This window comes from Streptomyces lincolnensis (genome assembly GCF_001685355.1).
GTDB lineage: Bacteria > Actinomycetota > Actinomycetes > Streptomycetales > Streptomycetaceae > Streptomyces > Streptomyces lincolnensis.
This window is the reverse complement of record NZ_CP016438.1, coordinates 9751078-9776285: the sequence shown is the minus strand read 5'-3', so window position 1 is coordinate 9776285 and position 25208 is coordinate 9751078. Positions and strand designations below refer to the sequence as shown.

The following is a 25208-nucleotide window of genomic DNA, read 5'->3' as shown; positions in this document are numbered from 1 at the left end:
ACGAGCGTTCAGCCGCCGTGGCGGTAGTACGCGGCTTTCGACGGCGCGAGCGGTTCCTTGCCGAGAATCAGGTCGGCGGCCTTCTCCGCGATCATCATGACAGGTGCGTAGATGTTGCCGTTGGTGACGTAGGGCATGACGGAGGCGTCCACCACGCGCAGGCCGTCCAGACCGTGCACGCGCATGCTGGCGGGGTCGACGACGGACAGGTCGTCGGTGCCCATCTTGCAGGTGCAGGACGGGTGCAGGGCGGTCTCGCCCTCCTTGGCGACCCAGGCGAGGATCTCCTCGTCCGTCGCCACCGTCGGCCCGGGTGAGATCTCCCCGTCGTTGTAGGGGGCGAGCGCGGGCTGTTCGAGGATCCTGCGGGCCACCCGGATCGCCTCGACCCATTCACGGCGGTCCTGTTCGGTGGAGAGGTAGTTGAAGCGGAGCGCCGGGTGCACCCGCGGATCCCTGCTCCTGATCTTCACCGAGCCGAGGGCGTCGGAGTACATGGGGCCGACGTGCACCTGGTAGCCGTGGCCGCCGGAGGGTGAGGAGCCGTCGTAGCGGACCGCGACGGGCAGGAAGTGGAACATCAGGTTGGGGTAGTCGACGTCCTCGTTGCTGCGCGCGAAGCCGCCGGCCTCGAAGTGGTTGGTGGCGGCCGGGCCGGTGCGGAAGAGCCACTGGAGGCCGATGAAGGGGGCCCGCCACTTCGCCATGTACGGCTGCATGGACACGGGTTGCCTGCAGGCGTACTGGACGTAGACCTCCAGGTGGTCCTGCATGTTCTCGCCGACGCCCGGCAGGTCGTGCACGACGTCGACGCCGAGGGTGGTCAGCTCCTCGGCGTTGCCGACGCCGGAGAGCTGGAGCAGTTGCGGGGAGTTGATCGCGCCGCCGCACAGGATGACCTCCCCGGCCCGTACCCTCTGGGCCGGTCCCCGGCCGCGCCGGTACTCGACGCCGACGGCGCGCTTGCCCTCGAACAGGACGCGGGTGACGAGGGCGCGCGTGGTGACGGTGAGGTTCGGCCGCTTCATGGCGGGCTTGAGGTAGGCCTTCGACGCCGACAGGCGGCGGCCGCGGTGGACGTTGCGGTCGAACTGGGCGAAGCCCTCCTGACGGTAGCCGTTGACGTCGTCCGTCGGCGCGTAGCCCGCCTCCTCGGCGGCCTTGAGGAAGGCACCGAAGAGCGGGTTGGTGGCCGGGCCGCGCTCCAGGACGAGGGGGCCGTCGTGGCCGCGGAACTCGTCGTCCGGATCGGCCGCCAGGCAGTTCTCCATGCGCCGGAAGTAGGGCAGACAGTGCGCGTAGTCCCAGCTCTCCATGCCCGCGTCGGCCGCCCAGCGCTCGTAGTCCATGGGGTTGCCGCGCTGGAAGATCATGCCGTTGATGCTGCTGGAGCCGCCGAGCACCTTGCCGCGGGCGTGGTAGACACGCCGGCCGCCCATGTGGGGCTCGGGCTCGGACTCGTACTTCCAGTCGTAGAACCGGCTGCCGATCGGATACGTCAGCGCCGCGGGCATGTGGATGAACACGTCCCAGGGATAGTCGGACCGGCCCGCCTCCAGGACCAGCACCCGGTTGTCGGGATCCGCGGAGAGTCTGTTCGCCAGTGCACTGCCGGCCGAACCACCGCCGACGATGACGAAGTCGTACTGCTGGGAAGCCATGGTGCCTCGTCTCGCTCGCGCCACAGATACGCCAGGCATCGTAGACCGGTAGCACCATGCGCACCAGGTTGCGCGCAACGCAACTCCAGAGGTCGGGGTCCGTGCTCTATGCCTGCCGAAGGGTCCGGTGGGCCGCCTCGCGCAGAGCGGTCACGGCCGGGCTGTCGCGGTTGTCGGGGAGCCAGGCGAGTTCGGCCGTGGACACCCCCAGTTCGGAGCAGTCGACGTAGGTGATGCCGGCGCGCGGGTAGAGGTGACGGGCCGCGGAGGGCAGGAAGGTGATCGCCTGTTTCTGGGTGACGGCGAGGACCATGGCCTCGGTGTCCCTCACGACCGGACCGAAGCGGACCGGTGTGCCGTCGGGGCGCGGGTTGACGGTGAGGTGGTCCCACCACGCACGGGGCACTTCCGGGGGCATGTCGACGACCGCGCGGTCGGCGAGGTGGGCGAGGGTGACGGTGTCCCGGCCGGCGAGCGGGTCGTCGGCGGGCAGGCACACCACCCGTGTCTCGGTGTGCAGGTGCAGGGACTGGATCCCGCCCGGCAGGGGGCCGCGCAGGAACGCGGCGTCGACCTCCCCGGTGAGCAGGGTGCTGAACATGTCGACGAAGGTGAGGTTGCGGACCTCGATCTCCAGGTCGGGGTGCCGGTCGCGGAGGTGGGCGAGGACGGTCTGGGCATGGGGCATGGCGGCCTCCGCGCCGAGGCTGCCCAGACGCAGGCGCCCACGCGCCGTGCCGACGTGGCGGTCGGCGGTCTGCCGTAATCGGGCCATGGCGTCGACCACCGACCTGGCCTCCTCGGCGAGGGCCTGACCGGCCGCGGTGAGCCGCACTCCCCGGCCACCGCGCTCGACGAGTGTGACGCCGAGCCGCTGTTCCAGCGACCTGATCTGCTGGCTGAAGGTGGGCTGGGTGACATAGACGCGTGCCGCCGCCCGACCGAAGTGGAGTTCCTGGGCGAGGACGAGGTAGAGCCGGAGCTGGTGCAGGCTCGGCTCTCGTGTGCCACCGGTGCCGCGACCAGGACTCATAGTGGAAAAGCTATCGGCATGGTGGGGATCCTCTCTCGATCTCTACTGTTCCGCCCGGACACGATCCGTCAGGATCAAGGGAGTTGTTCCGACAGCGGGCATAACGGCCACGTCGGCATCCGGTGCGCCCCCGCCCCGGGGCCGTCCACGAGGCGGAACCGCCGTAATGGAGGCGCCACTTGCTTCGCATCCACTTCGGATGGCGCGATCTTGAGAACGTGCGCCTGGCTCGGCAGCCCGATCCGCTGTGGGAGTTGATGTGCGCCGTCTGCCGCCTTCAGACGTACCAGGGGCCGTTGGAGTTCGGACACTGGCGCCAGGCGACCACCCGCCGGCTGTCGCGGGACGACCACGCCTCCGACGCCCTGCGCACACTGCGCACCGTCATCCCGGCCGCGGGCTACATCCCCGACTTCCTGACGCCTCCGGTCACGGGTGAGTACCTGGACGCGGCACTGGACCAAGTGCGGGCGACGCCCCGTGACCGGCTGGTCGGAGAACTGACCCGGCTCGCCGATTCGAGACCGTTACCGGGATGGATCCGAGGTCCGCACGAACGGGCCACCGCCTCCCTCGCGCTCGTCGCGGACTCCTTGCGGGACTCGTTCCGGACGCTGCTGGAACCGTACTGGCGGCAGGTGCGGTCGGCAGTGGACGACGACATCGCGGTCCGCACGCAGACCCTGCTCGACGGAGGGACCTCGGCTCTTCTGAAGGGCCTGCACCCGTTCGCCCGATGGAACCCGCCGTATCTCGACGTGGACTATCCCATCGAGCGGGAGTTGCGCCTGGACGGCCGCGGGCTGACGCTCGTGCCGTCGTACTTCTGCTGGCGCAGACCCACGGCCCCGGCCGACCCCGGCCTCGACCCGGTCCTCGTCTATCCCGTCGCGAAGCAGCCGTTCGACATCGCGCCGGCCGGTGAGGAAGGGCTCGAACGGCTGCTGGGCCGGACGAGGAGCGCGGTTCTCGCCGACGTGGCGGGTCACCGCACGCGTACCACCACCGAGGTGGCACAGACCCTCGGACTGGCACCGGCCAGCGCGAGCTATCAGATCGGTGTCCTGCGCGGGGCGGGACTCCTCGTCAGCCGCCGGGACGGCAAACATGTCGAGCACTCGGCGACACCGCTGGCCCACAGTCTGCTGTCCGGCAGCGGGGCGACCGTGCCGAGGGCCACGGCCGCCGGCCCGTGCGGGTAGGCGGTCCGTGTCCCGCGTCGGCTACTCGTCGATCACGGCGCCGAAGCGGGCGCCGTGGGCGCTGCCACCGAGGGCGGCGGCGCCGTACGTCCAGGAGCCGTCCGCGAGCAGTCCGTTCCCGCTCGCGGGCAGCACCCACACCCCGCCGTCACCCGCGTTCTCCTCGGGTGCGGCGGCCACCAGCTCGCGCCAGCCGCCACCGTCGGTGTCCACCAGCCGCACCTGGGCACCCCACCCGTCGCCGGTCTCCGCGCTCCCGGGGATGCCGGGGTGTTCTGGTCGAAGGACTGGGCCCCGGTGGCGGTCAGGCCGGTCGGCGAGCCGCGCAGCAGCCACACCGCGCCGGCGTCGGCGGCGGAGCCCACGTCCTCGCCGGGCGCACCGACGGCCACGTCCGCGTAGCCGTCGGCGTCGACGTCGGCCACGGACAGGTCGTTGCCCCAGGCGTCGTCCGGCTCGGCGCTGCCGGGCACGCCCGGGGAGTTCTGCGACCACCACTCGGGGGCGGTGCCGGGGCCTTCGGTGCCGGCCGGGCCGTCCTCGCCGCCGTAGTAGACGCCGACCAGGCCACCGGGCGCGTCGGCGGCTCCGGCGGTGTCGTCCACGGCGCTGAGCTGGCCCACCACGAGGTCGTCGTAGCCGTCGCCGTTGATGTCACCGGAGGCCGTGCCCAGGCCGCCGCGCAGGTCGCGCCGGTGACCGAGGCCCTCCGTCCCGCCCGCGTAGTAGGCGGACCAGCCCTTGGTGTAGTCGTCGTCGGGGCTGTAGCCGGACACGACGAGGTCGGCGAGGCCGTCGCTGTCGTAGTCGCCGGTGGTCAGGTAGGCGCCCTGGACGGCGTGACCGGTGGACTGCGGTGTGCCGACCTGCCGGAGGACGCCCGCGTGGTAGGTGAAGACGTTCAGGCCCGTCTTCTGGTCCAGGACGACCATCTGGTCGGCGTCGATGTCACCGGAGAACCGGGCCGCCGCCACCGCGAGGCCGAACCGGGCGCCGGCGGTGGGCTCGGCGGCGGTGACCGTCACGGTGTTCTCGGCGCCGAGACCCGCCTTGGAGCCGTACAGGACGGTCACCCGGCCCGCGTCCTCGACGGCGCCCTCGTCCTCGCCGGGCACGCCGACGACGGCGTCGTCGTAGCCGTCACCGTCCAGGTCACCGGTGGCGACCGCCTGCCCGAAACGGTCCCCCGCCTCGGAGGTACCGGGCACACCCTTGGTCGACTGGCTGACCACCTGGACCCGGCCCTTGGGCACCGTGGTGCCGGTGCCGATGCCGTTCGGCGCTCCGTACTGGACGGTGACGTACCCGGCGCCCTCCTTGCCGTCGACGGCGCCCTCCGGGGCACCGGTGAGCAGATCGGCGTAGCCGTCGCCGTTGAAGTCGTCGTTGCGGTCGACGGCGGACGAGGCGCCCGGAATGCCCGCGAACGCGGCGGGGGCGGCCAGGATGCCCGCTCCCGCCAGCAGCAGGAAGGACGCCGCGGTGACGGCGGCCGAGCCTGTGGTGCGTCGGGCGGTGCGCGCGGCGATGCTCATATCTGTTCCCCCCGTGGGACGTTGATGATCGATGGTGATGCTGTGTCAGTCGGCTGGTCCGGTCCGACGCGTGGTTCGACCCGGCGGTCCCGGCGGGGGTTGTGGGGCCCGGGCGGGCTGTGACGCGCCAGTGACATCTGTTGCGGGACCCCGACACCAGGCAGCGGGAGACGGGGAATCGGATCTCCGTGCCATCGCCTGCGCGAGGCGCGCGGGGTTGGTTAGGGTGACAAGTGAAGGCTGAACCCGATGCCCATGGCCAAGGTGACGGCCGTGTCGGCGAGTTGGGGCTGTGCAGGCACGACAGGGGGGCTCGTGTTGGATCGCCCGGCCGGGGAGCAACTGGGCGTCGGCCCAGCCCCCTTCATGCTTGCCCCTGCCGCCGGTCGACCGGACGCGGAGGACGTGTGACCGGCCGGCCGGGACGCGCGGTGCTGCCTGCTCCGCCGCGCGGGTGGCTCGGGCTGGCCGCGGTTCTCGCCGCGCTGGTGGTCCTCGTGCTCGGGGTCCTGTATGCCGACGGCGGCAAGCCAGGCCGGGTGGACGGGTGGCTTCAGCCGACGGTCGAGGATGTGCGGTCGCCGTGGCGGGACATCGCTCTGGCCACGGACTTCTGGGGGGAACCCGTCGGAGCGGCGCTGCTGGTCGTGGCCGCCGTGACGGGCTGTCTGCTGCTTCGGAGTCCTCGCGCGGCGGTGCTCGTCGTGGCCGGCGCCGGCCTGACGGTGGGGACGACGACACTGCTCAAGCCTCTGGTGGGGCGCACCATCCACGGCGAGGGCAACCTGTCCTACCCGAGCGGGCACACCGCCTTCGTCACCGCGGTCGCCCTCGCGGTGGCGCTGCTCGCGACCGGCCGGCTCGGCCTCGGCAGGACGGCCGGCACGGTCCTCGTGCTCGCCGCGGCGCTGGTCGCCGGCGCCGCCATGGGCTGGGCTCAGGTCTCCCTGGGCGCGCACTATCCCACCGACGTCCTCGGCGGCTGGTGCACCGCAATGGCGGTGGTGCCGGCGACCGCGTGGCTGATCGACCGGACCGCCGACCGGCTGGACGACCGAATGGCCGACGCCGGCCGGCTGAAGCGCTTCTGACCTCCCGTCAGGCCAGGCGGCGGAACACGGGCTTCACCGGCCGCCCGGCCAGCCAGGGCGTGGGGTCGGCGGCGTCCAGTGCCTTCCGGTACACCGCACATGCCTGGGCCACGACGTCGACGGTGTGATCGATGTCGGCGTCGTCGAGCGCGGCGCTCACCACGAACGACGGGGCCAGCACCCCGCCCGCGAGCAAGTGGCGCAGGAACAGGGTGCGGTACTGCTGGGACGGCTGCCGGTTCTCGTCGAGGGTGGCGAAGACCAGGTTGCTGGCCCGGCCCCGCACGACGACATGGTCGCCGACGCCCATGCTCGCCGCGGCGTCGCGGACACCGGCGGCCAGCCGCTCGCCGAGGGCGTGCAGCCGCGCGGTGACGCCCTCCTCGGTGTAGGTGGTCTGCACGGCCATCGCGGCTGCCAGGGAGTGCGTTTCCGCGCCGTGTGTCGTGGACAGCAGGAACACCCGCTCGCCGGAGTGGCGCAGCCCGCCGAGTTCCATCAGCTCGCGGCGCCCGGCCAGCGCGGAGACGGCGCATCCGTTGCCCAGCGCCTTGCCGAACGTGGAGAGGTCGGGGACGACGCCGTACAGGCCCTGGGCGCCCGCCTCCGACCAACGGAAGCCGGTGATCATCTCGTCGAAGATCAGGACACACCCGTGCCGGTCGGCCAGCTCCCGCAGGCCGGCGAGGTATCCGGGCGGCGGCTCGGTGTAGGTGGCGGGTTCGAGGATCAGACAGGCGACCTCGCCCTGGTGCCGGGTGAGCAGGTCCTCCGTGGCGGCCAGGTCGCCGTAGGGGAAGGCCACGGTGAGATCGGTGGTGGACGCCGGGATGCCGGCGGACATCGGCGTGGTGCCGATGAACCAGTCGTCGGTGGAGAAGAACGGATGGTCGGCGCACAGGGCCACCCGCGGGCGCCCGGTGGCGGCGCGGGCCAGGCGTACCGCGGCGGTGGTGGCGTCGGAGCCGTTCTTCGCGAACTTCACCATCTCGGCGGTGGGCACCGTGGCCAGGAAGCGTTCCGCGGCCTCGACCTCCAGGATGGACGGCCGGACGAAGTTGCTGCCGCGGTCGAGTTCCCGCCGCACCGCCTCGGTCACGCGGGGGTGGGCGTGGCCGAGGCTGACCGAGCGCAGGCCGGAGCCGTACTCGATGTACCGGTTGCCGTCGATGTCCCACACGTGGGCGCCGCGGCCGTGGCTGATGACCGGGGCCAGGTTCTCGGGGTACTGGTCGTCGCCCTTGGCGTAGGTGTGCGTGCCGCCGGGGATCAGGGCGTGCAGCCGCTCGTTCGCCAGCCGCGACCGGGGCAGCACGAGCTCTCCGGTGTCTTCGGTGTCCACGCGGCCTCAACTCTCCTTCTGCGAAAGGACCTCGGCGAGGCTCGGCGCCTCCCGGTCCCGTTTGGACATCGAGGTGACCGGCAGCGGCCAGGGAATGGCGAGCTCCGGGTCGTCGAAGGCGATCGTCACGTCCTCGGCGGGATCGTGCGGACGGTCGATCCGGTACGAGGTGTCAGCGGTCTCCGTCAGCGCCTGGAAGCCGTGCGCGCACCCCGCCGGGATGTACAAGGTCGCCTGCGTCTCGCCGGACAGCTCGAAGAAGGCCCGGCCCAGGTACGTCGGCGAGTCCGGCCGCAGGTCCACGACGGCGTCGAAGATCTTCCCGTACGAGCAGCGCACGAGCTTGGCCTCGCCGGCGCCGGAGCGCAGGTGCAGGCCGCGCAGCACGCCCCGGAGCGAGCGGGACAGGCTGTCCTGGACGAAGGCGTCCGGGTCGAGGCCCACCGAGCGGACCAGGTCGGCGTCGAAGGTGCGGCAGAAGAAGCCGCGCTCGTCGGCGTACGGCGTCGGCTCGAACAGGTACGCGCCGGAGATCTCCGGGACTTCGGTCGCCTTCATCGGACCTCCTTGTACGCGTGGGCGTGGGTGTGGTCTGCCGAGGGGAACAGGGCGCCGGTCAAGGCGGTGAACTGGTCCTCGAGTTGCCGGGCGGCGACCTGGTTGCGCTCGCGGAGTGTCTGCCGCAGCTGCGCCGATCGCTTCTCCAGCGCCCGGAACTGCTCCAGCAGCCGGTCGGCGTCGACCTCGCGGGCCGGGTGGCAGTAGGCGCCGAGGCCCATCCGGTCCATGAGCGCGTCGCTCTTGGACGCGTAGCTGAGCGCGAGCGTCGGTGTGCCGGCCTTCAGGGCGCAGATCAGGTTGTGGTAGCGGGTCGCCACCACGGTGTCGGCAGCCGCCGTCTCCTTCATCAGGTCGGCCAGCGAGGCCGTCTCGGCGGCGGTGACCAGCGGCGAGTCGACCGCGTCGAGGATCGCGGCGACCACCGCCGCGTCGCACTGGTCGCCGGTGAGCAGCCGGACCGGTCTGCCGTCCTCGACCAGTGCCCGGACGAAGCGGGTCGTCCCGTCGAGGTAGCGCCGGTGGATCTCCTCGGCCCGGGCCCGGTCGTCGTTGCCGCCGTGGAAGTCCATGACGCCGACGCAGACCGTGCCCGGCGGGCCGTCCGGGGGCGCGCTCGCCTCCGGCGCCGGCAGGGCGAACGCGAGGTCCGGGTAGACCTCGTCGCGTCCGGTGTCCACGCCCATGTCCCGCATCGCGTCACGGGAGGCGGTGTCACGGTAGGAGCGGTACGCAGCGAGGCGTGCCGACCAGCGCACCAGGGCCCGGGTCGGCCGGTCGCCGATCGGGGCGGCGCCTACGCCGACCAGCGCGACCGGGGTGCGCAGCAGCCGGCCACTGGCGCAGAGCAGGAACAGTGAGTACGGGAAGCCCCATGGCCGCAGCGGCAGGGTGGCCTCCAGGACGCCCATGCCCGGCACGATCACCACGTCGTGGCGGCGCACCCAGGCGGCGGTGCGGACGGCGTCGAGGAGTTTGCCCAGGCCCTTGGCCGCGATCGCGCCGGCGCGTGAGGCGGTCCGGTACTCGCCGCGGTTCCAGTGCAGCCGTGTCGCGGGGATCCCGTACCGGGCCTCGACGACCCGGGGTCCGCCGCACAGGGCGTCCACGGCCGCCTCCGGGTGCGCGGCGCGCAGGTAGCCGAGTACGGCCTCCAGCGACCCGTCGTTGCCGAGGTTGCCCGAGCCGAGCAGGCCGAACACCCCGACGCGCACCGGGGTGTTCACAGCTGCCTTCCCTCTCGGCCGGCGACGACGTCGTCGACGGAGACGGTGAGCAGGGCCGGGTCGACGGGGGCGCGGTCCTCGACCCGCTCGCCGGCGCCCGGCCGGACCCGGCTGGTCATCCACAGCGCGAGGTGGCGGTAGCAGGCGCGCCGGTCGGCCGGGGACAGCGGCGCCCGCCGGATCGCCGAGGCGAAGCCCCAGACGTACTCGGCGAGCAGTCGGGGCGTCGGGTGCAGCGGGCCTGCCCGGCGCGGGTCCAGGTTGGCGCACCGGGAACGCTTGGACGGGTTCGCCCGCTCGGCCCGGTCGGGGTGGTCGCGGCGGAAGTACAGCAGTTCCGGCACCTGGTGGAAGGGCCCGTGCAGCACGATCTCGGCGACGAACGTGCGGTCCGCGTGGTGGTAGCTGTCGTGCGGCTTGACCCTGCGCAGCATGTCGGCCCGCATCACCCCGTAGAAGTCGTCGCCGCCGGGCTCGTACAGAAAGCTGCGGAATCGTTCCGGCGCGTGCGGCGAGGCGGTGGCGAGCGTGTACTCGTAGGGGACCTTCACCTGGCCGTCGCCGTCGATGACCGCCTGGTCGGCGTGGGCGAGGACCACGTCCGGCCGCTCGTCCAGCGCCTGGACGCAGCGCGACAGCAGGTCCCGGGCGTACAGGTCGTCGTGCGAGGCCCACTTGAACAGTTCGCCGCGGCACTGGGTGAACACGTAGTTGTGGTTCGGTGCGGCGCCGATGTTCCGGGGCAGCCGCAGGTAGCGGATGCGGGAGTCCCGGGCGGCGTACTTCTGGCAGATCTCCTCGGTCCTGTCGGTCGAGGCGTTGTCGGAGATGACCAGTTCGAAGTCCTCGTAGGTCTGGCCGAGGAGCGCGTCGAGCGATTCGGGCAGGTACTGCTCGCCGTTGTAGACGGGCAGGCCGATGCTCAACCGGGGATGGGCGGTCATGGAGTCCTCACTTCACGGATGGGGGGTTGGTGGTGCGCGCGCAGGGCGGACCGCAGGTGCAGCCACCACACGGCCGAGCCGCTGAGGGTCGCCGCGGCGACGCCCCAGGCCGAGCCGATCGTGCCGGCGACGGCCGCTCCGCCGAGTCCGCCGGTGACGTAGCAGGCGGAGGCGAACAGCTGGCTGCGCAGGCTGCGCCGGGCCGCGCCGAGCGCGCGCAGTCCGGCCGCCGCGCCGACGCCGAGGCCGGCGCCCGCGACGCCGAGGGTGGCGGGCACGATGAGCTCCGAGGCGGAGGTCCAGACAGCGCCGAGCACGAGCTCGCCGCCGCGGTCCGGCACCAGCAGCAGGGCCGCGCCCCACAGCAGCGCGGCGGCGGCCTGCCCGCCGCCCAGCAGGAGACAGAACTTGGCGAGGCGGTGCGGGGCCTGGCGCAGCACCCGTGCCGCCTCCGCGACGGTGACCAGCGACAGTCCCATCAGCACGGCGAGGAACGGTCCGAGGAGCAGTTCGGCGCCTCGGACCACACCCACCGCGCCGACACCGACGATCGCGCCGAGCCCGTAGGCCCGCAGTTGGACCGCGCCGCTGAGGCTGACGTTCTCGACCAGGTACCGGTAGCCGAGGTCGCGGTGCTCGCGAAGCCACCCGCGCGCTCCTGTCACGCGGGGCCGGATGCCGGACTGAACGCAGCCGTACACCGCGGCCAGGGCGGCGGACGCGCCCCAGGCGACCACGAAGGCGGCCACGCTGCCCACGCGAGCGGCCACCACCATGGCCGGGATGAGGGTGACGCCCCACACCAGGTCGTTGACGACGGCCTTGCGTCCACTGCCCGCGGCGAAGAACGCGAACCGCCAGGCGTCCTGGAGCAGCAGCGCCGGCAACACGACGCCGAGCCAGACGAACGCGAGGCCCACGGTGCCGCCGAGGATCAGCCCGACCACCGCGCACGCCGCGCCGAGCGCGGTGCCGACGCCGAGCGCGGTACCCGACGACCGGGCCACCGCCGCGCGCCAGGAGGCGGCCGGCACCGCGCTGAAGCGCACCATCAGGGGGTCGGTGGCCAGCCCGCGGGAGACGTTGAGCACGACGCCGTAGGTCACCCAGGCCAGGCTGAACACGCCGAACGCGGCCGGCCCCAGCGAGCGTGCCACGTAGATGCCCACCGCGAAGTTGGTCAGGCTGGAGGCCGCCTGGTCGGCGAGTCCCCAGGAAAGCCGTCCGGCGACGGCACGCCAGGCAAGCGCGGCCCTGGGTGCCGACGGCGCCGTCTCCTCCCCCTCGGTGGTCATCGCCGTCATGCCTTGATCAACCCGGCGCCGTGCAGGGCGTCGGACGCGGCGGCGACGGTGTCGAACGCCAGCCCGGACCGCTCGGCGACGTCGAGCAGGCTGTGCTCGCCGTCGGAGAGGCTGAGCACCCAGAGCATGGCCATCTGGGCCTGCTGGGCGTCGCTGCGGCCGCCGAGCGAGTCGTACAGCCCGCGCCGGCCCAGCTGTGGTTCGCCGTAGGGGCTGAGGTTGACGTACCTCCGGTTGCGGTCCAGTACGGCGAACGCCTCGCGGCAGACCGCGAGGGTGTCGGCCATCGCCTCCGGGGAGACGAAGTCCAGGTTGTCCGCCGAGGTGTGGTACTCGGGGTAGCCGGCGTACGGGGTCCGGGTGAGCGAGCCCACGCCGAGGTCGAACCCGGGCGAGCAGTACTGCCGTTCGTCGTAGCCGTACGGGGTGAACTCGGTGACGCGGTGCGGGCGTTCGGAGGCGGTGAGCACGTGCCGCATCACCTGGTCGATCTCCGCGTCGCCGCGCCTGCTCTGCTTGTACGTCAGCGGGCCCGGGTCGCCCGCGCAGGCCAGCACCAGGCCGTGCCTGACCCGTTCCACCCGCTCCGCGTTGCGGGCCAGCCAGGTGATCGCCCCGATGGTGCCGGGCGCGAAGATGAACCGGTAGGTGTACCACGGCTTCTGAGCCGCCAGCGCGCGGGCCAGGAAGGCCGCCACCGCGATGCCGGCCAGGTTGTCGTTGGCCAGCGACGGGTGGCAGACGTGGCAGGAGACGATCACCTCGTCGGCGACCTGGCCGGGGACCACGTGCTCGGCGTAGGTGAGGTGGCCGTCGGCGAGGGTGGAGTCGACGCGCACCTCGTAGTCGCCGTCCGGCATCGCGTCCAGGGTGTCCTGGGCCAGGCAGAACCCCCATTCCGGCTTGTAGTAGCTGGTGCGGTACGGCACCCAGGACGGGTGGTCCGGCAGGGTGTGCAGGTGTGCGCGCAGTTCGGCCAGCGGCATGGTCGCCGACATCGGCACGCTGTAGCCGAGCACGTGCAGGCTGGACGCGGCGAAGTCGACGATCCGGTGGCCGGTGCTGTCGGCGATGTACGCGTCGCGGATGTTCCACTCCTGCGGCACCGTCCAGTCGAGCACCTGGGTTCCGGTCGGTACCTCGTGCACCCGCAGCGGGATGTACTCGCCGACGATGTCCAAGGTGGCGCGCACTCCGTCGCCGGTGATGCTGCGGCACAGCGGGTACAGCCGTTCCACCAGCGAGTGCATCTCCTCGCCGGTGGTGGTCGTCGGCTGCGCGCCGGTCTCGGTCATCGGCGCCACCGCAGGGTGTCGTCGACGGCGCCGGTGTCGGTCGCCGCGCGCAGCACGGCGAGGCGGGTGAAGCGTCGCTCGAAGTCCTCCCCGGTCAGCCCGTGTTTGCGGTAGGCGTCGGCGAGTTCGAGGGCGCCCTGCTTCACCGTCCATTCGCAGTCGAAGCCTTCCAGCGCGGCGCGGAACCGGGAGAAGTCGACCCGGTACGACCGCGGATCGGCCCCGTTCTCGCCGGTGATCACCACCTTGGAGCCGGACACCGCCTCGGCGACCTGCGCGGCGATCTCGGCGACCGTGACGTTGTTGATCTCGCTGCCGATGTTGAACGCCCGGTCGTGCACCGCTTCGTACGGCGCGGTCAGCGCGGCCGTGAAGGCCCGGGCGATGTCGGCGGCGTGCACCAGCGGACGCCAGGGGGTGCCGTCGGAGAGCACCAGCACCTCGCCGGACAGCAGCGCGTGGCCGACCAGGTTGTTGAGCACGATGTCGGCGCGCAGCCGGGGCGAGTAGCCGAAGGCGGTGGCGTTGCGCATGTACACGGGGCTGAAGTCGCCGTCGGCCAGGGCGTGCAGGTCGTCCTCCACCCGCACTTTGGACTCCGCGTACGGTGTCACCGGGCGCAGCGGGGCGTCCTCGGCCACCAGGTCGTCACCGCCGGCGGCGCCGTAGACCGAGCAGGTCGATGCGTACAGGAAGCGCCGCACTCCGGCGTCGCGGGCCAGCCGGGCCAGTCGTACGGACGCGTGGTGGTTGATGTCGTAGGTGAGCTGCGGTGCCAGGGAGCCCAGCGGGTCGTTGGACAGCGCGGCGAGGTGGATCACGGCGTCGACGCCGGCCACGTGTTCCGCTGTGACGTCGCGCAGGTCGACCCGGTGCCCGGGCGGGTCGGCGGGTGTCGGGCCGAGGACGCAGTCGGCGAACAGGCCGGAGTCGAGGCCGACGACCTCGTGTCCGGCGGCCGTGAGGACCGGGGCCATCACGGTGCCCAGGTAGCCCTGGTGTCCGGTGAGCAGTACGCGCAAGGTTCAATCCCCCAGGTCGAGAACGAGTTTGGTGACGGCGAACGCCTCGGCGTAGCGCTCGTGGCATTCGATGCCGCGGATCCGGGCGAGGCCCAGGAAGGCCTCGCGGTCGTACCAGGGCCGGTGGCGCTGCGAGGGGTAGTGCTCCTGGAGCAGCCGTACCTTCTGCTCGGCGATCTCCGGTGACAGCGGCTGGTACGCCGCCGGACGGCCGAGGTCGCCGTCCCACTTGACGATCTCGTAGCCGAGGACCAGGTGGTCGCGGAACGCGGTCGGTATCAGCCGCGCCAGGCCTCGGTGGTCCTGGTGCGCGTCATCGGTACGCGGCGCGAGGACCAGATCCGGGTCGGTCCGCTCGCGCAGCTCCTCGACGGCCGACTTGGCCTCCTCCCAGTGCGCGGGCAGCCGGCCGTCCGGCAGCTTGTGCACGGTCAGCCGCAGGTCGGCGCCGGGGCAGAAGGCGGCGAGCGCGGCCTGTTCCTCCTGCTCGCGCTCGCTGCCGCCGCCGGAGAGCACCAGCGCGTCGACGCGTAATCCCGGGCGCGCGCGGCACATCGCGAGCAGTGTGCCGCCGGCTCCGATGGCGATGTCGTCGCAGTGCGCGCCCACCGCGGCGATCCGCTCCAGGCCCCCGCTCCCGAGGCGGATCACGCCCCGACCCCCGCACGGTCGTGCTCCCACACGGCCCAGGGCCGGTCGCCCCGGACGTAGGCGGCGTCGAGTGCGGCCCGCTCCTTCACGGTGTCGGTCGGCTTCCAGAAACCGCGGTGCTGGTGCGCCACCAGCCGGCCGCGCTTGGCCAGTTGGGCGCATCCGTCGGCGACCAGGTCCCCGTTCTCCGGTATGTGGTCGAAGACCTCCTGGCGGAGCACGAAGTAGCCGCCGTTCTCCCACAGCGGCATGTCGCTCACCGCGGTGATGCCACCGACCATGCCGCCCTCGCCCAACTCCACACAGTGGAACGACGACTGCGGCGGCACCACCATCATCGACGCACCGGCGTCGCGCAGGGCGAACTTCTCGATCATCTCCGGCAGCGGGGCGTCGGTGAGCACGTCGGCGTAGTTGGCGAGGAACATCTCGTCACCGTCCAGGTGGTGCCGCACCCGGCGCAGCCGCTCCCCGATCGGTGACTCGATGCCGGTCTGCGCGAACGTGATCGTCCAGTCGGCGATGTCGGTGGACAGCAGCTCGGTCCGCCCGCCCCGCAGCACGAAGTCGTTGGACGTCGTCTCCTCGTAGTTGAGGAAGAAGTCCTTGATGTGGTGGGCCCCGTAGCCGAGGCACAGGATGAACTCCGTGTGCCCGAAGTGCGCGTAGTAGCGCATGACGTGCCAGATCAGCGGTCGCGGGCCGACCATCGCCATCGGCTTGGGCACGTCGTCGGAGGCGCCCTCGCGCATCCGCATCCCGTAACCGCCGCAGAACAGTACGACCTTCATCGCGTGACCTCGACAATGCTCAGTTCCGGGATGGGAAAGACCAGTCGGCCGCCCCACTCGTGCACGTAGGACAGCTGCTCGACCAGCTCGGCCCGCAGGTTCCACGGCAGAACGAGGACGTAGTCCGGCCGGTCGGCGGCGATCTGCTCGGGCGGCAGGATCGGGATGCGGGTGCCCGGCGTGAACCGGCCGTGCTTGTAGGGGTTGCGGTCGACCGTGTACGCGAGCAGGTCGGGCCGGATGCCGCAGTGGTTGAGCAGGGTGTTGCCCTTGCCCGGGGCGCCGTAGCCGACGACCGTCTCGCCGCGCTCGGCCGCCTCGATGAGGAACCGCAGCAGGTCCCGGCGCACCTTGGCCACCCGGGCGGAGAACTCGGTGTACCCGGACAGCTCCTGGAGTCCGGCGGCCTTCTCCCGGGCCAGCACGTCGGCCACCCGCCGGGTCGGTTCGCCGGCGGCCTCGGCCGGCCGGGCCCACAGCCGGATGGAGCCGCCGTGCGTGGGCAGCAACTCGACGTCCACGAGCGTGAGTCCGCCGCTCGCGAGGGCCCGGGCCGCGGACGCGACCGTGTAGTACTGGAAGTGCTCGTGGTAGATCGTGTCGTACTGGTTCTCCTCGATCAGGGTCAGCAGGTGCTGCACCTCGATGGAGACCCAGCCGTCGTCGGCGACCAGGGCGCGCAGTCCCTGGGTGAAGCCGACCACGTCGGGGATGTGCGCGTACACGTTGTTGGCCACGACCAGGTCGGCCGGGCCGTGCTCCGCGCGGACGGCCGAGCCGGTGTCCGGGTCCAGGAACTCGGTGAGCGTGGGCACACCCGCGTCCCGGGCCGCGGCGCCGACGTTGACCGACGGCTCGATGCCCAGGCAGCGGATCCCCCGGTCCAGTACATGCCTCAGCAGGTATCCGTCGTTGCTGGCGACCTCGACCACGAAGGCGTCGGAGCCGAGCGCCAGACGCTGTACGGCGTCGGCGACGAAGGTGCGCGCGTGCTCCACCCAGGAGGTCGAGTACGACGAGAAGTAGGCGTACTCCTTGAACGTCTCCTCCGGGGTGATCAGCGGAGGGATCTGCGCGAGCCAGCAGTCGGTGCAGACCCGCAGGTGCAGCGGGTACGCCGGCTCCGGCTGGTCCAGTTGGTCGGCGGCGAGAAAGCTCTCGCACGGTGGTGTGGCCCCGAGATCGACGACGCTTGCCGGCGCCTCCGAGCCGCACAGTCGGCATCGTGTCATTTACTGCCCCCCATTGCTTCCACCAGTGATTGCGATGCGGTACTCGTCCACCAGTCGCTTCAGCCCGACTTGCGGGCTGAAGCCCTGGTCGTAACGGCGCCGGGCCGCTTGGCCCAGCTGCCGGTTGTGGTCCTGGTCGGCCGCGATCTCGCGGATGCGCGACGCGAGGGAGGCGGCATCGCCCGGCCGGTGCAGCAGCCCGGTCACCCCGTCTTCGACGAGTTCGACGAAGGCGCCGTGACCGGCGGCGACGGCCGGGACTCCCGCCGCCATCGCCTCCACGACCACCAGGCCGAACGCCTCCAGCCACGTCGAGGGAGCCACCACGGCGACCGACCGGGCGACGGCCTGACGGCACTGTGCCGGGTCCAGCAGGCCGACGTGGCGCACGTCGTCCCGGCCCGCCGCCCAGGCGGTCACCTCCGGCTCCAGCGGCCCCGCACCGGCGATCACGAGCGGCACGCCCACACCGCCGCTCGCCGCGATCTCGTCCCACGCGGCCATCAGCAGCCGTACGCCCTTGGCCTCCGCGAGCCGGCCGAGATACAGCAGATGCTCGCCGGCGCCGGCGCGGAGCGTGCCCGGGTCGGGCACGAAGTTGTGCTTCACCACCAGCCGCTCCGCGGGCATGTCTGCCCCCACCAGAACGTCGCGCTGCGCCGCGGAGATGCACAGGAACCGTTCCACGCCGGACCACCAGCGCCGCCGGTTGACCGACAGGCTCACCGCGAGCGGCACCGTCGCCAGCCGGGAGTTCCGGTAGCAGCCGTGCCGGACGGCGGGCAGCGGCGACGACCCGACGCACTCGGTGCACGGCCGTCCGTCGCGCTGGAGCGTGCCGGGCGGACAGACCTGGGTGTAGTTGTGCAGGGTGGCGACGGCGGGCACGCCGGCGTCGGCGCAGGCGGCGAGAACCGCGGGCGACAGCAGCGGGAAGACGTTGTGGATGTGCACCACGTCCGGCCGGTCGGTGCGCAGCCGGTCGGCGAGCTCCCTGCGGACCGAGGGGTTCCACGGCACCAGCAGCGGCAGCGCGGCCTTGCCGAGGAGGGACCGGCCGGCGATGTCGTCGCTGCGCCGCTCGAACACCTCGACCCGGTGGCCGGCCCCGCGCAGCAGCGCCACCTCCTGGTCGACGACCTTGTTCTCCCCGCTCGGCTGCGCCGAGGCGTAGCGGTTGTGCACCACGAGGACGTGCATGATCAGCTCACCTCCGGTCCATGGGCCCATCGCGGGACGCGTCGTCGGGGAACCGCGGGCGCCGGCAGGGGCGTTGCCACGGCGGGTGCCGCGGGTGCGGCGAGGAGTGAGGCGGCCAGGGCCAGATGCAGCAGATACGGCGAGGCGTCGCCGAGCCCGGCCTCGGTGTACGACGCGATAGCGCAGTAGCTGATCAGGAAGATCGCGCAGGCTCTTGGGACCGACGGCGGCCGCAGCAGGGCGACACCTCCGAGGACGACGATGACGGCCGACACCAGGACGACGCCGGTCAGACCCTGCTCGTGGTAGACGGCCAGCCAGCTGTTGTCGATGGGCAGTCCCCCGAAGGACTTGTCGCCCAGGCCGGTGCCGAAGAGTCGCTGCACGGTCGTCCGGGGCTCTGCCAGCAGGGCGTCCCAGACCTTGGCCCGGCCGGTGAGGCTGGTGAAGTACTCCTGGGTCTGTCCGCGCAGGAACCATGCCTGCAACGCGGAGCCGAACCCCACCGCCGCCACCGTCACGCACAGCACCGCCCAGGCGAAGAACCGGCGGGCGGCGGCGCTGGTCAGGATGAGCGAGCCGATCGCCAGCGTCAGCCCGATGAGCAGGCCGAGCGTGGCCGTGCGGGTGTGGGTCAGCGCGAGCAGGACCAGGGACGGCACGATGACCAGCGCCGCACTGGCCCGGTCGGTGCGGCGGCCCACCACCAGCAGCACGGTGAGCCCGATGATCACCGCCGCGTACTGTCCGATCTGCGGCGGGGTGAGCGGCCACAGTGCGCCGACCAGCCTCCCGCCGTAGAGCTCGGGCAGGGCCGCGCCCGGTGAGATGACCAGGCCGGCCGCCACCGACCCGAGCACCGCGAAGTACATCCGTATATGGCTGCGGACGAACGTCAGGCTGCCGTCCCACCAGCGGCTGAGCAGCCACAACGTGCCGACGAACAGGGCCAGTCGGGCGCAGCGGAAGAGCGCTCCGAACCCGGACTCCAGGTTCGCGCTGGCGATCACACTCGGCACCAGCAGCAGGGTGAGCAGCAGCAGGTAGGCGCTGGCGCGGATGCGCGGCCGGAGATTGACGGCGAGCGCCAGCGCGAACGCGGCGGCCAGCGCCCCCATGGTGACCATCTGGATGAGGGAACGGGGCAGCGGGATGACGGTCTTCGCCCCGGCGGAGCCGAGGGTGTTGAGGATCAGCAGCCCCCAGGCGATCCCGACGATCTTCGGTGGGCCGGCGGGGAGCGGTCCGGGGTCGGGCCGTGCGCCCGCCGTGTCCGGTCCGCTCGGCAGCGCGCCGCGCCGCAGGTCGACGCCCATCTCAACCACCGGCCCGTGGGGCCAGGGTGCTGCCCGCGTCCTGCTGGTAGGGCTTGGCCTGCCAGCCCTTGAAGGTGAGCACCTGGCTCGTGTCCTGGGCGACGAAGGTCCAGGGACCGACGTAGACGTTGTCGTGCCAGCGGTTGTGCTGCGCGCGCGTGATCGCCTCGGCCACCTTCTCGCCCTGGTAGGGCGACCACTTCGGATAGGTGCCGTAGTTGGCGAGCAGCGCCATGCGGTCGCACTTCTCCGTGCACTTGACGACGGACTTGTCCAGCACGAAGCGGTTGGCGTGGATCTCCACCCGCTGGGTCTTCCACCGGCAGTCGGCGTAGAGCGGTGCGGTGGCGATCGCCGGCCGCGCGCACCGGTCGGTGTCCCGCACCAGCAGGGTGCAGTCGCCGGAGGAGGTGTTGGCCGGGCTGTTGCAGAACCGGTCGGCGTTCTCCCACAGGGTGATCCCGGACCAGTTGTTCTCCAGCACGTTCCGATAGATCTCGATCTTGTCGGTGCGGGCTCGGATCCGTGGTTCGCCGCCGGACTCGGAGACGTAGACGGTCGCGAACGGGAAGCTGTCGCCGCGTTCGGCCTTGTCGCGGCCCTCGACCCAGTTGTTCCGCCGGATCGTGTTGTCCCGGATGACCGCGTTGTAGCTGGTCTCGTAGATCAGCGCGGCACCGTCGTTGGCCTCCAGCACGTTGTCCTCGATGCGGAAGTCGTTGTTGTTGGTGTCCGCCCACAACCCCGTTCCCCGGTTGTCGTGCACCCAGTTGCCGCGTATGTCGGCGCCGTTGACGGCCCAGAACTTGACGCCTCCGGTGCAGCCGCAGCCCTCCCGCCGCCGCTCCCAGTCGTCGGTGTTGTTGCCGACGATCTCGTTGCCCTCCATCACCAGGCCCTTGATGGAGTTGCCGGGCTTGTACGCGTTCAGGCCGTACTGGCCGTTGCCGCGCAGGCAGCTGGCGCGGACCTGCTGGCGGGCGCCGGCCATCAGCCCGGCACCGGAGTTGTGCTGGATCGTCGCGTGTTCGATCACCCATCCGTCGGCCGAGTCGTGGTTGACCACGCCCTGGTCCTGCGGAGCGACGAAGCCCTGCACGGTCAGGTGGCGGATGGTGACGTCGCGGGCGGCTCCGCCGAAGGCGTACTGGTTCTTCTTGCGGCCGTCGAGCACCGCGCCCGGAGCGCCGAGGTAGCGGTTGCCCTCCTTGGGGATGACCTGGGCGTAGCGGTCCGGGGTGAGCGTGTGCTTGCCCGGCCGAAGCCAGAACGTGGTGTTCGGGGGGCTGTTCTTGGTTTTCGTGGCCAGGTCGCCGACCACCGCGGGGTCGACCGTCACCGCGCCGTCGGGCGCCGTCGCCGGCCCGGGGGCGGGCTTGGCGCACACTCGCGCCACAGGCGTGGCCGACGGCTCAGGGGTCGGCTTCGCCCGCGCGGCCGGTGTGCTCTCGCAGCCGGTCACCGCCAGCAGGGCCAGTGCCAGCGGTGCCGCCGGCGACGCCCAGCGTCGCCAGGTGATCCCCGAGCGGCCTTGCGCGGAGGCCGAAGCACCCCGTACGCCCGGTCCGTCGCCGGGACCCTCCCACCGGTACGCCGAGAGCACGCTCCGAGCGCGCCTTCTTCCACCGAGACTTCCACGGAGACCCATCACCAGCCCCCTAGCCGTGGAACCTGAGTACGGTGGTGAACCCCTGCGTGCCGTCGGCGAAGCCGGTGCCGACCAGCGTGGTGGAGGGTTCCTTGCGCCCGAAGCCGGCGGAGTACCAGCCGAGCGGCGGGTCGTTCTCGCCGCGATGGGCCCGCCAGGACAGCTGCCCGGGCAGATCGAGCACCGCGGAGCGGTCCTCGCCGTCCCGGGTCCAGGTGAGTTCCGCCCGGCTCCCCACCAGATCCGCGGTGATCGCCGGACCGAGGTGGAACGCCAGCCGCACGGCCCGGCGCGGGCCGTGGCTGCCGCGGATCTCGTCGACCACCGTCAGCTCCCGGCTCGCGGCCGTCAGCTCCACCCTGCGGCGGTGCACGGAGCGCCGGTAGCCGTCGTGCTCGGCGCACCAGCGGGCCACACCCTTGCCGGAGGTGTCCGCGACCAGGACCCGGCTCTTGGCATGCCGGGTCCACAGGAACGGGCCGCCGGAGACGGACTGGTCATCGCCGTCCAGTTGCAAGGTGTTGTGGCCGAGCGTCGACCTGAAGTACTGCCGCCATTGGGGCTGCCCGTGGTAGCAGTACGTGCCCGGGTCGGCGAGCACGTCGACGCCGTCGTGGCGTACCTCCACCGACAGCGCGTCCGCGTGGGCGTGCGCGGCGATGGACAAGAAGCCGTGCGGGCCGCCGTCGCAGCGGCACCAGATCTCCCCCGGGCCCCGCAGGACGGTGAGCCCGGCGTCGGCGAAGTGGGCCGGTCGGTCGGCCGGCCGGGTTTCGTTCTTCGTGTACGGCCGGATGAGTGCGGCCAGCAGCGGGGTGCGTACGTCGGTGCCGGTCACCGTCGGCCACCAGGCCAGTCGGCCGAACACGGCGTCTCCGGTGGCCAGCAGTGAGGCCCAGCGGTCGGTGCCCGCGCCGTCCACGACCAGACCGTGCCCGTCGTCCGCGTCGCCCTGGCGCGGTGGCCGCAGCCGGTTGTCCACGACGGCCGCGAGGGCGTCGGTCATCCGCAGCAGCACCAGCCGGGTCGACGCGGGGACCGGCACTTCCGCGGCGTCCGCCTCGGCCACCGCGGCCAGGCCGAGTTCCAGCACCAGCCCGTGGTACTCGGTGGCCAGTTCACGGTTGAGGCCGGAGGCGAAGGTGTTGCCGCGCAGCTGCCGGTCCAGCGACCGCAGCGCGTCGGCCCGCCACCGCTGAGAGTCGGGGAACCAGCCGAACGCGCAGGCCGCCGCGAACTGCCCGGCGGTCTCGGCGATGACGTGGTTGTTCTGCGAGGACCCCCGGCTGGGGAAGGCGGCCAGCCAGCGCTGGTGGTGCCAGATCTGGTTCAGCGCCACCGGGTTGTCCTCGAACAGCTCGGCCGCGCCCGGCCAGCCGTCGAGCAGCCGGCGGATCCACACCCAGGACAGCAGCCGGATGCCCAGCTCGATGCCGCTGATCCAGTGCACTCCGTGCAGCGGTGCGTTGGCCGCCCACCACGAGCGCAGGTGCTCGGCCACGCGCTCGGCGTACCGCTCGTTCCCGGTGATCGCGTAGGCGGCGGCGAGCACGGTCAGATACTGGTGCCGGGACAGCTCCCAGATCTGCTTGATGTCCCCGACCATGTCCTCGTCGCGGTACGGCACGTCGAAGGCGTAGCCCCACGGAGCCCGGCGCCCGGTCTTCGGGTCGTACCACCAGTCCGGGTCGGTCAGGTCGTCGCGGACCACCCCGAAGTACTCGGCGTGCCCGTACATCAGCCGGTCCGCCTCGGCGATGAGACGTTTCGCGGCGTCCGGGGGTATCGCGGCGATCGTCCCGGTGGGCAGGACTGAGGTGAACCGGGCGCCGGTCACGCTCGGGCAGTTGGGCCGTGCCGAGCGCCAGCGCCGTCTGCGCACCGCGTCGCCCGCCCGGCCCGCGACCTCGCCCGGTCCCATCCGGGACAGCCGCCGCAGGTACCAGCCCGCGCTCATGGTCATCGGGGCCTCGCCAGCGTCACCGGCGCGCCGCCCGTGAGGGCGGTCCGCACGGCGAGGGTGGCCGCCGTGGTGGCGGCCAGCGACGCGAGCGGCACCGGCATCGGCCCGCCGGTCCGCACGGCCTTGACGAACGCGGCCAGTTCGGCGTTCTGGCCCTTGTCCCGGGCCTTGGGCAGCCGCGAACTCACCCACCGCTTGCCGCCGGCCCCGCCGTCCGCATACAGCGACGCTCGGACGAAGTCGTCGAGCCGCAGCACCTTTCCGTCCGCGACCAGGTCCAGCGTCTCCTTGGGGAAGCCGGGCGCGCCGGTGGTGACGTAGCTGATGGTGGCGGTGGACCCGTCCGGGTAGCGCAGGACGACCTGAAGGTCCTCGGTGCCGGAGGCGGCCACCGCGTACACCGATACCGGGTCGGCGTCGAGCAGCCAGCTCGCCGTGTCGATGAAGTGCCCGCCCTCGCCGGCGAACCGCGATCCCTCGGTGCCCTGTTGGAGGTACCAGCTGCCGTGCTGGAGCCGGCCCGCGTTGACCAGGTAGCGCAGGCTCGCCGGACCGGTCCGGGCGCCGAACCGCTGTTTGGCCTCCCGCAGCAGTGGCGAGAACCGGCGGTTGAAGCCCACCTGTATCCGGTCGTTGCCGGACTCCTCCACCGTGGCGAGCACCCCGGCCAGCTCGTCCTCGGTGAGGGCCAGCGGCTTCTCCACGAACACCGCCTTGCCGGCGAGAAGGGCCTGACGGGTCAGTTCGGCGTGCGAGCTGTGGCGGGTGACCACGAACACCGCGTCGATGGACTTGTCGCCGAGTACGGCGTCGAGGTCGGTGGTCGCCTCGGTGAAGCCGAACTTGCGCTGCGCGTTGGCCGCGGACAGCGCCGTCGTGGTGACGACGGCCGACAACTCGACGCCGTCGCGCTGTGCCAGGTGCGGCAGCAGCATCGAGGTGGCGTAGTTTCCCGCGCCGACGAACGCGAGGCGCACCGGTGTCCTGGCGGGCCGGGCCGGAGCCGGCTTCACGTTCACCGCGGGCACGGCGACCGTCGGGGCCTTCGCCTCGGCCTCGTCGGCCGTCTGCTCGGGGTAGCGGAACAGCACGGCGACGGCCTTCAGATCGCCGTCCTTCAGGCGCTGATACGTCTCGACGGCGTCGTCGAAGTCGGCGACGTGGGAGACCAGGGGCTCCACGTCGACGCGGCCGCGGGCCGTGAGATCGAGGAAGCACGCCAGGTTGCGGCGCTCGGTCCAGCGCACGTAGCCGATCGGGTAGTCCCGTCCCTCCAGTTCGTATTCCGGGTCGTAGCGCCCGGGGCCGTAGCTGCGGGAGAACCGGACGTCGAGTTCCTTCTCGTAGTACGCGTTCCACGGCAGGTCCAGGCGGCACTTGCCTATGTCGACGACCCGGCCGCGGTCCCGGCAGAGCCGGGCGGCCAGCTCGACGGGCTGGTTGCTGCCGCCGCCGGCGGCCAGGTACACCTGGTCCACACCGTGGCCGCTGGTCAGGTCGGCGACGGCGGCCTCCACTGCCTCGGAGGCGGGATCGCCGCAGGCCGCGGCGCCCAGACGCTCGGCGAGCTCGCACCGCGCCGGGTCGGGGTCGACGCCGACGACGCGGGCACCGGAAGCGGTGAGGAGCTGCACCACCAGTTGCCCGATCAGCCCGAGGCCGATGACCAGTGCCACGTCGCCGAGTTGCGGCTCGCCGCGGCGCACGCCCTGCATCGCGATCGCCCCGACGGTGCCGAAGGCCGCGTGCCGCGGCGCGAGGCCGTCCGGGACCGGGGCGTAGAGGTTCTTCGGCACCCAGTTCAGCTCGGCGTGCAGCGCGTGCTCGTTGCCGGCGCAGGCCACGAGGTCGCCGACCTTCACGTCGTCGATGCCGGTGCCGACCTGCTCGACCACCCCGCACAGCGAATAGCCCAGCGGTGTGTAGGAGTCCAGCTTGCCCATCACCTTGCGATACGTGGCGGGCACCCCGTTGGTGGCCACGCTCTGCATGACCTTGGCCACCTGGTCCGGACGGGAACGGGCCTTGCCCAGCATCGACATGCCGGCCTCGGACACCTTCATCAGCTCGGTCCCGGTGGAGATCAGCGAGTAGGCGCTGCGGACCAGCACACCGCCCGGCTTGCACCCCGGCACCGGCACGTCCAGCACCGCCAGCTCGCCGCTCTTGTAGTTCTGTACAACCTGCTTCACCC

At 72.0% G+C, this 25208-nt stretch carries 19 protein-coding genes and 1 pseudogene; 2 read left to right on the top strand and 18 right to left on the bottom strand.

The window, feature by feature from the left end; all coding sequences use genetic code 11:
- Positions 1–8 precede the first annotated feature (8 nt).
- Together betA and SLINC_RS43130 are read right to left on the bottom strand one after the other, a co-directional pair.
- A complete protein-coding gene (gene betA / locus SLINC_RS43135; RefSeq protein ID WP_067443855.1) occupies positions 9–1661 on the bottom strand; it encodes a choline dehydrogenase in 1653 nt (550 codons plus the stop codon).
- A 106-nt stretch (positions 1662–1767) separates the two neighbouring features.
- Complete coding sequence (locus tag SLINC_RS43130) at positions 1768–2694, bottom strand: LysR family transcriptional regulator (RefSeq protein ID WP_067443854.1); 927 nt, start codon at positions 2692–2694, stop codon at positions 1768–1770.
- A 179-nt stretch (positions 2695–2873) separates the two neighbouring features.
- Here SLINC_RS43130 and SLINC_RS43125 point away from each other — a divergent pair, with 179 nt between their 5' ends.
- On the top strand, positions 2874–3896 hold the full coding sequence (locus tag SLINC_RS43125; protein ID WP_067443853.1) for an ArsR/SmtB family transcription factor: 1023 nt from the start codon (positions 2874–2876) through the stop codon (positions 3894–3896).
- Between the two features lie 21 nt (positions 3897–3917).
- Here the strand turns inward: SLINC_RS43125 and SLINC_RS43120 are convergent.
- Positions 3918–5431: pseudogene (locus tag SLINC_RS43120) on the bottom strand (FG-GAP and VCBS repeat-containing protein).
- A gap of 407 nt (positions 5432–5838) precedes the next feature.
- Between SLINC_RS43120 and SLINC_RS43115 the strand changes: the two are divergent.
- Positions 5839–6522, top strand: coding sequence for a phosphatase PAP2 family protein (locus SLINC_RS43115; protein WP_067443852.1), 684 nt, complete (start codon positions 5839–5841; stop codon positions 6520–6522).
- Between the two features lie 7 nt (positions 6523–6529).
- Here the strand turns inward: SLINC_RS43115 and SLINC_RS43110 are convergent, their stop codons facing one another.
- The 15 genes from SLINC_RS43110 to SLINC_RS43040 form a co-directional block, all read right to left on the bottom strand.
- On the bottom strand, positions 6530–7864 hold the full coding sequence (locus SLINC_RS43110) for a glutamate-1-semialdehyde 2,1-aminomutase (protein WP_067443851.1): 1335 nt from the start codon (positions 7862–7864) through the stop codon (positions 6530–6532).
- A 6-nt stretch (positions 7865–7870) separates the two neighbouring features.
- Complete coding sequence (locus SLINC_RS43105) at positions 7871–8422, bottom strand: dTDP-4-dehydrorhamnose 3,5-epimerase family protein (protein WP_067443850.1); 552 nt, start codon at positions 8420–8422, stop codon at positions 7871–7873.
- Positions 8419–9648, bottom strand: a complete 1230-nt coding sequence (locus SLINC_RS43100; protein ID WP_067443849.1) for a polysaccharide pyruvyl transferase family protein — start codon at positions 9646–9648, stop codon at positions 8419–8421. The genes SLINC_RS43105 and SLINC_RS43100 overlap by 4 nt, the downstream gene beginning before the upstream one ends.
- The gene (locus tag SLINC_RS43095) at positions 9645–10592 is read right to left on the bottom strand and encodes a glycosyltransferase family 2 protein (protein WP_067443848.1); all 948 of its coding nucleotides are present in this window, start codon (positions 10590–10592) and stop codon (positions 9645–9647) included. Before SLINC_RS43095 ends, SLINC_RS43100 begins: the two co-directional genes overlap by 4 nt.
- A complete protein-coding gene (locus SLINC_RS43090) occupies positions 10589–11887 on the bottom strand; it encodes an MATE family efflux transporter (protein WP_397794023.1) in 1299 nt (432 codons plus the stop codon). The genes SLINC_RS43095 and SLINC_RS43090 overlap by 4 nt, the downstream gene beginning before the upstream one ends.
- A 5-nt stretch (positions 11888–11892) precedes the next feature.
- Positions 11893–13191, bottom strand: coding sequence for a DUF4910 domain-containing protein (locus SLINC_RS43085; RefSeq protein WP_067446466.1), 1299 nt, complete (start codon positions 13189–13191; stop codon positions 11893–11895).
- Positions 13188–14213: an NAD-dependent epimerase/dehydratase family protein gene (locus tag SLINC_RS43080; protein ID WP_067443846.1), complete on the bottom strand. Its 1026-nt coding sequence runs from the start codon at positions 14211–14213 to the stop codon at positions 13188–13190. Before SLINC_RS43080 ends, SLINC_RS43085 begins: the two co-directional genes overlap by 4 nt.
- A 3-nt stretch (positions 14214–14216) precedes the next feature.
- Positions 14217–14864: a PIG-L deacetylase family protein gene (locus SLINC_RS43075; protein ID WP_067443845.1), complete on the bottom strand. Its 648-nt coding sequence runs from the start codon at positions 14862–14864 to the stop codon at positions 14217–14219.
- Entirely contained in the window at positions 14861–15655 is a 795-nt protein-coding gene (locus tag SLINC_RS43070; RefSeq protein WP_067443844.1) for a glycosyltransferase family protein, read from the bottom strand. The genes SLINC_RS43075 and SLINC_RS43070 overlap by 4 nt, the downstream gene beginning before the upstream one ends.
- Positions 15652–16887, bottom strand: coding sequence for a class I SAM-dependent methyltransferase (locus SLINC_RS43065; RefSeq protein ID WP_067443843.1), 1236 nt, complete (start codon positions 16885–16887; stop codon positions 15652–15654). The genes SLINC_RS43070 and SLINC_RS43065 overlap by 4 nt, the downstream gene beginning before the upstream one ends.
- The gene (locus SLINC_RS43060; protein ID WP_067443842.1) at positions 16888–18087 is read right to left on the bottom strand and encodes a glycosyltransferase; all 1200 of its coding nucleotides are present in this window, start codon (positions 18085–18087) and stop codon (positions 16888–16890) included.
- Between the two features lie 2 nt (positions 18088–18089).
- Positions 18090–19403: a hypothetical protein gene (locus SLINC_RS43055; protein ID WP_067443841.1), complete on the bottom strand. Its 1314-nt coding sequence runs from the start codon at positions 19401–19403 to the stop codon at positions 18090–18092.
- Position 19404: 1 nt separating this feature from the next.
- Complete coding sequence (locus SLINC_RS43050) at positions 19405–20922, bottom strand: right-handed parallel beta-helix repeat-containing protein (protein WP_067446463.1); 1518 nt, start codon at positions 20920–20922, stop codon at positions 19405–19407.
- Between the two features lie 139 nt (positions 20923–21061).
- Positions 21062–23014, bottom strand: a complete 1953-nt coding sequence (locus SLINC_RS43045) for a heparinase II/III family protein (protein WP_067443840.1) — start codon at positions 23012–23014, stop codon at positions 21062–21064.
- Entirely contained in the window at positions 23011–25206 is a 2196-nt protein-coding gene (locus tag SLINC_RS43040; protein WP_067443839.1) for a bi-domain-containing oxidoreductase, read from the bottom strand. The genes SLINC_RS43045 and SLINC_RS43040 overlap by 4 nt, the downstream gene beginning before the upstream one ends.
- Positions 25207–25208 lie beyond the last annotated feature (2 nt).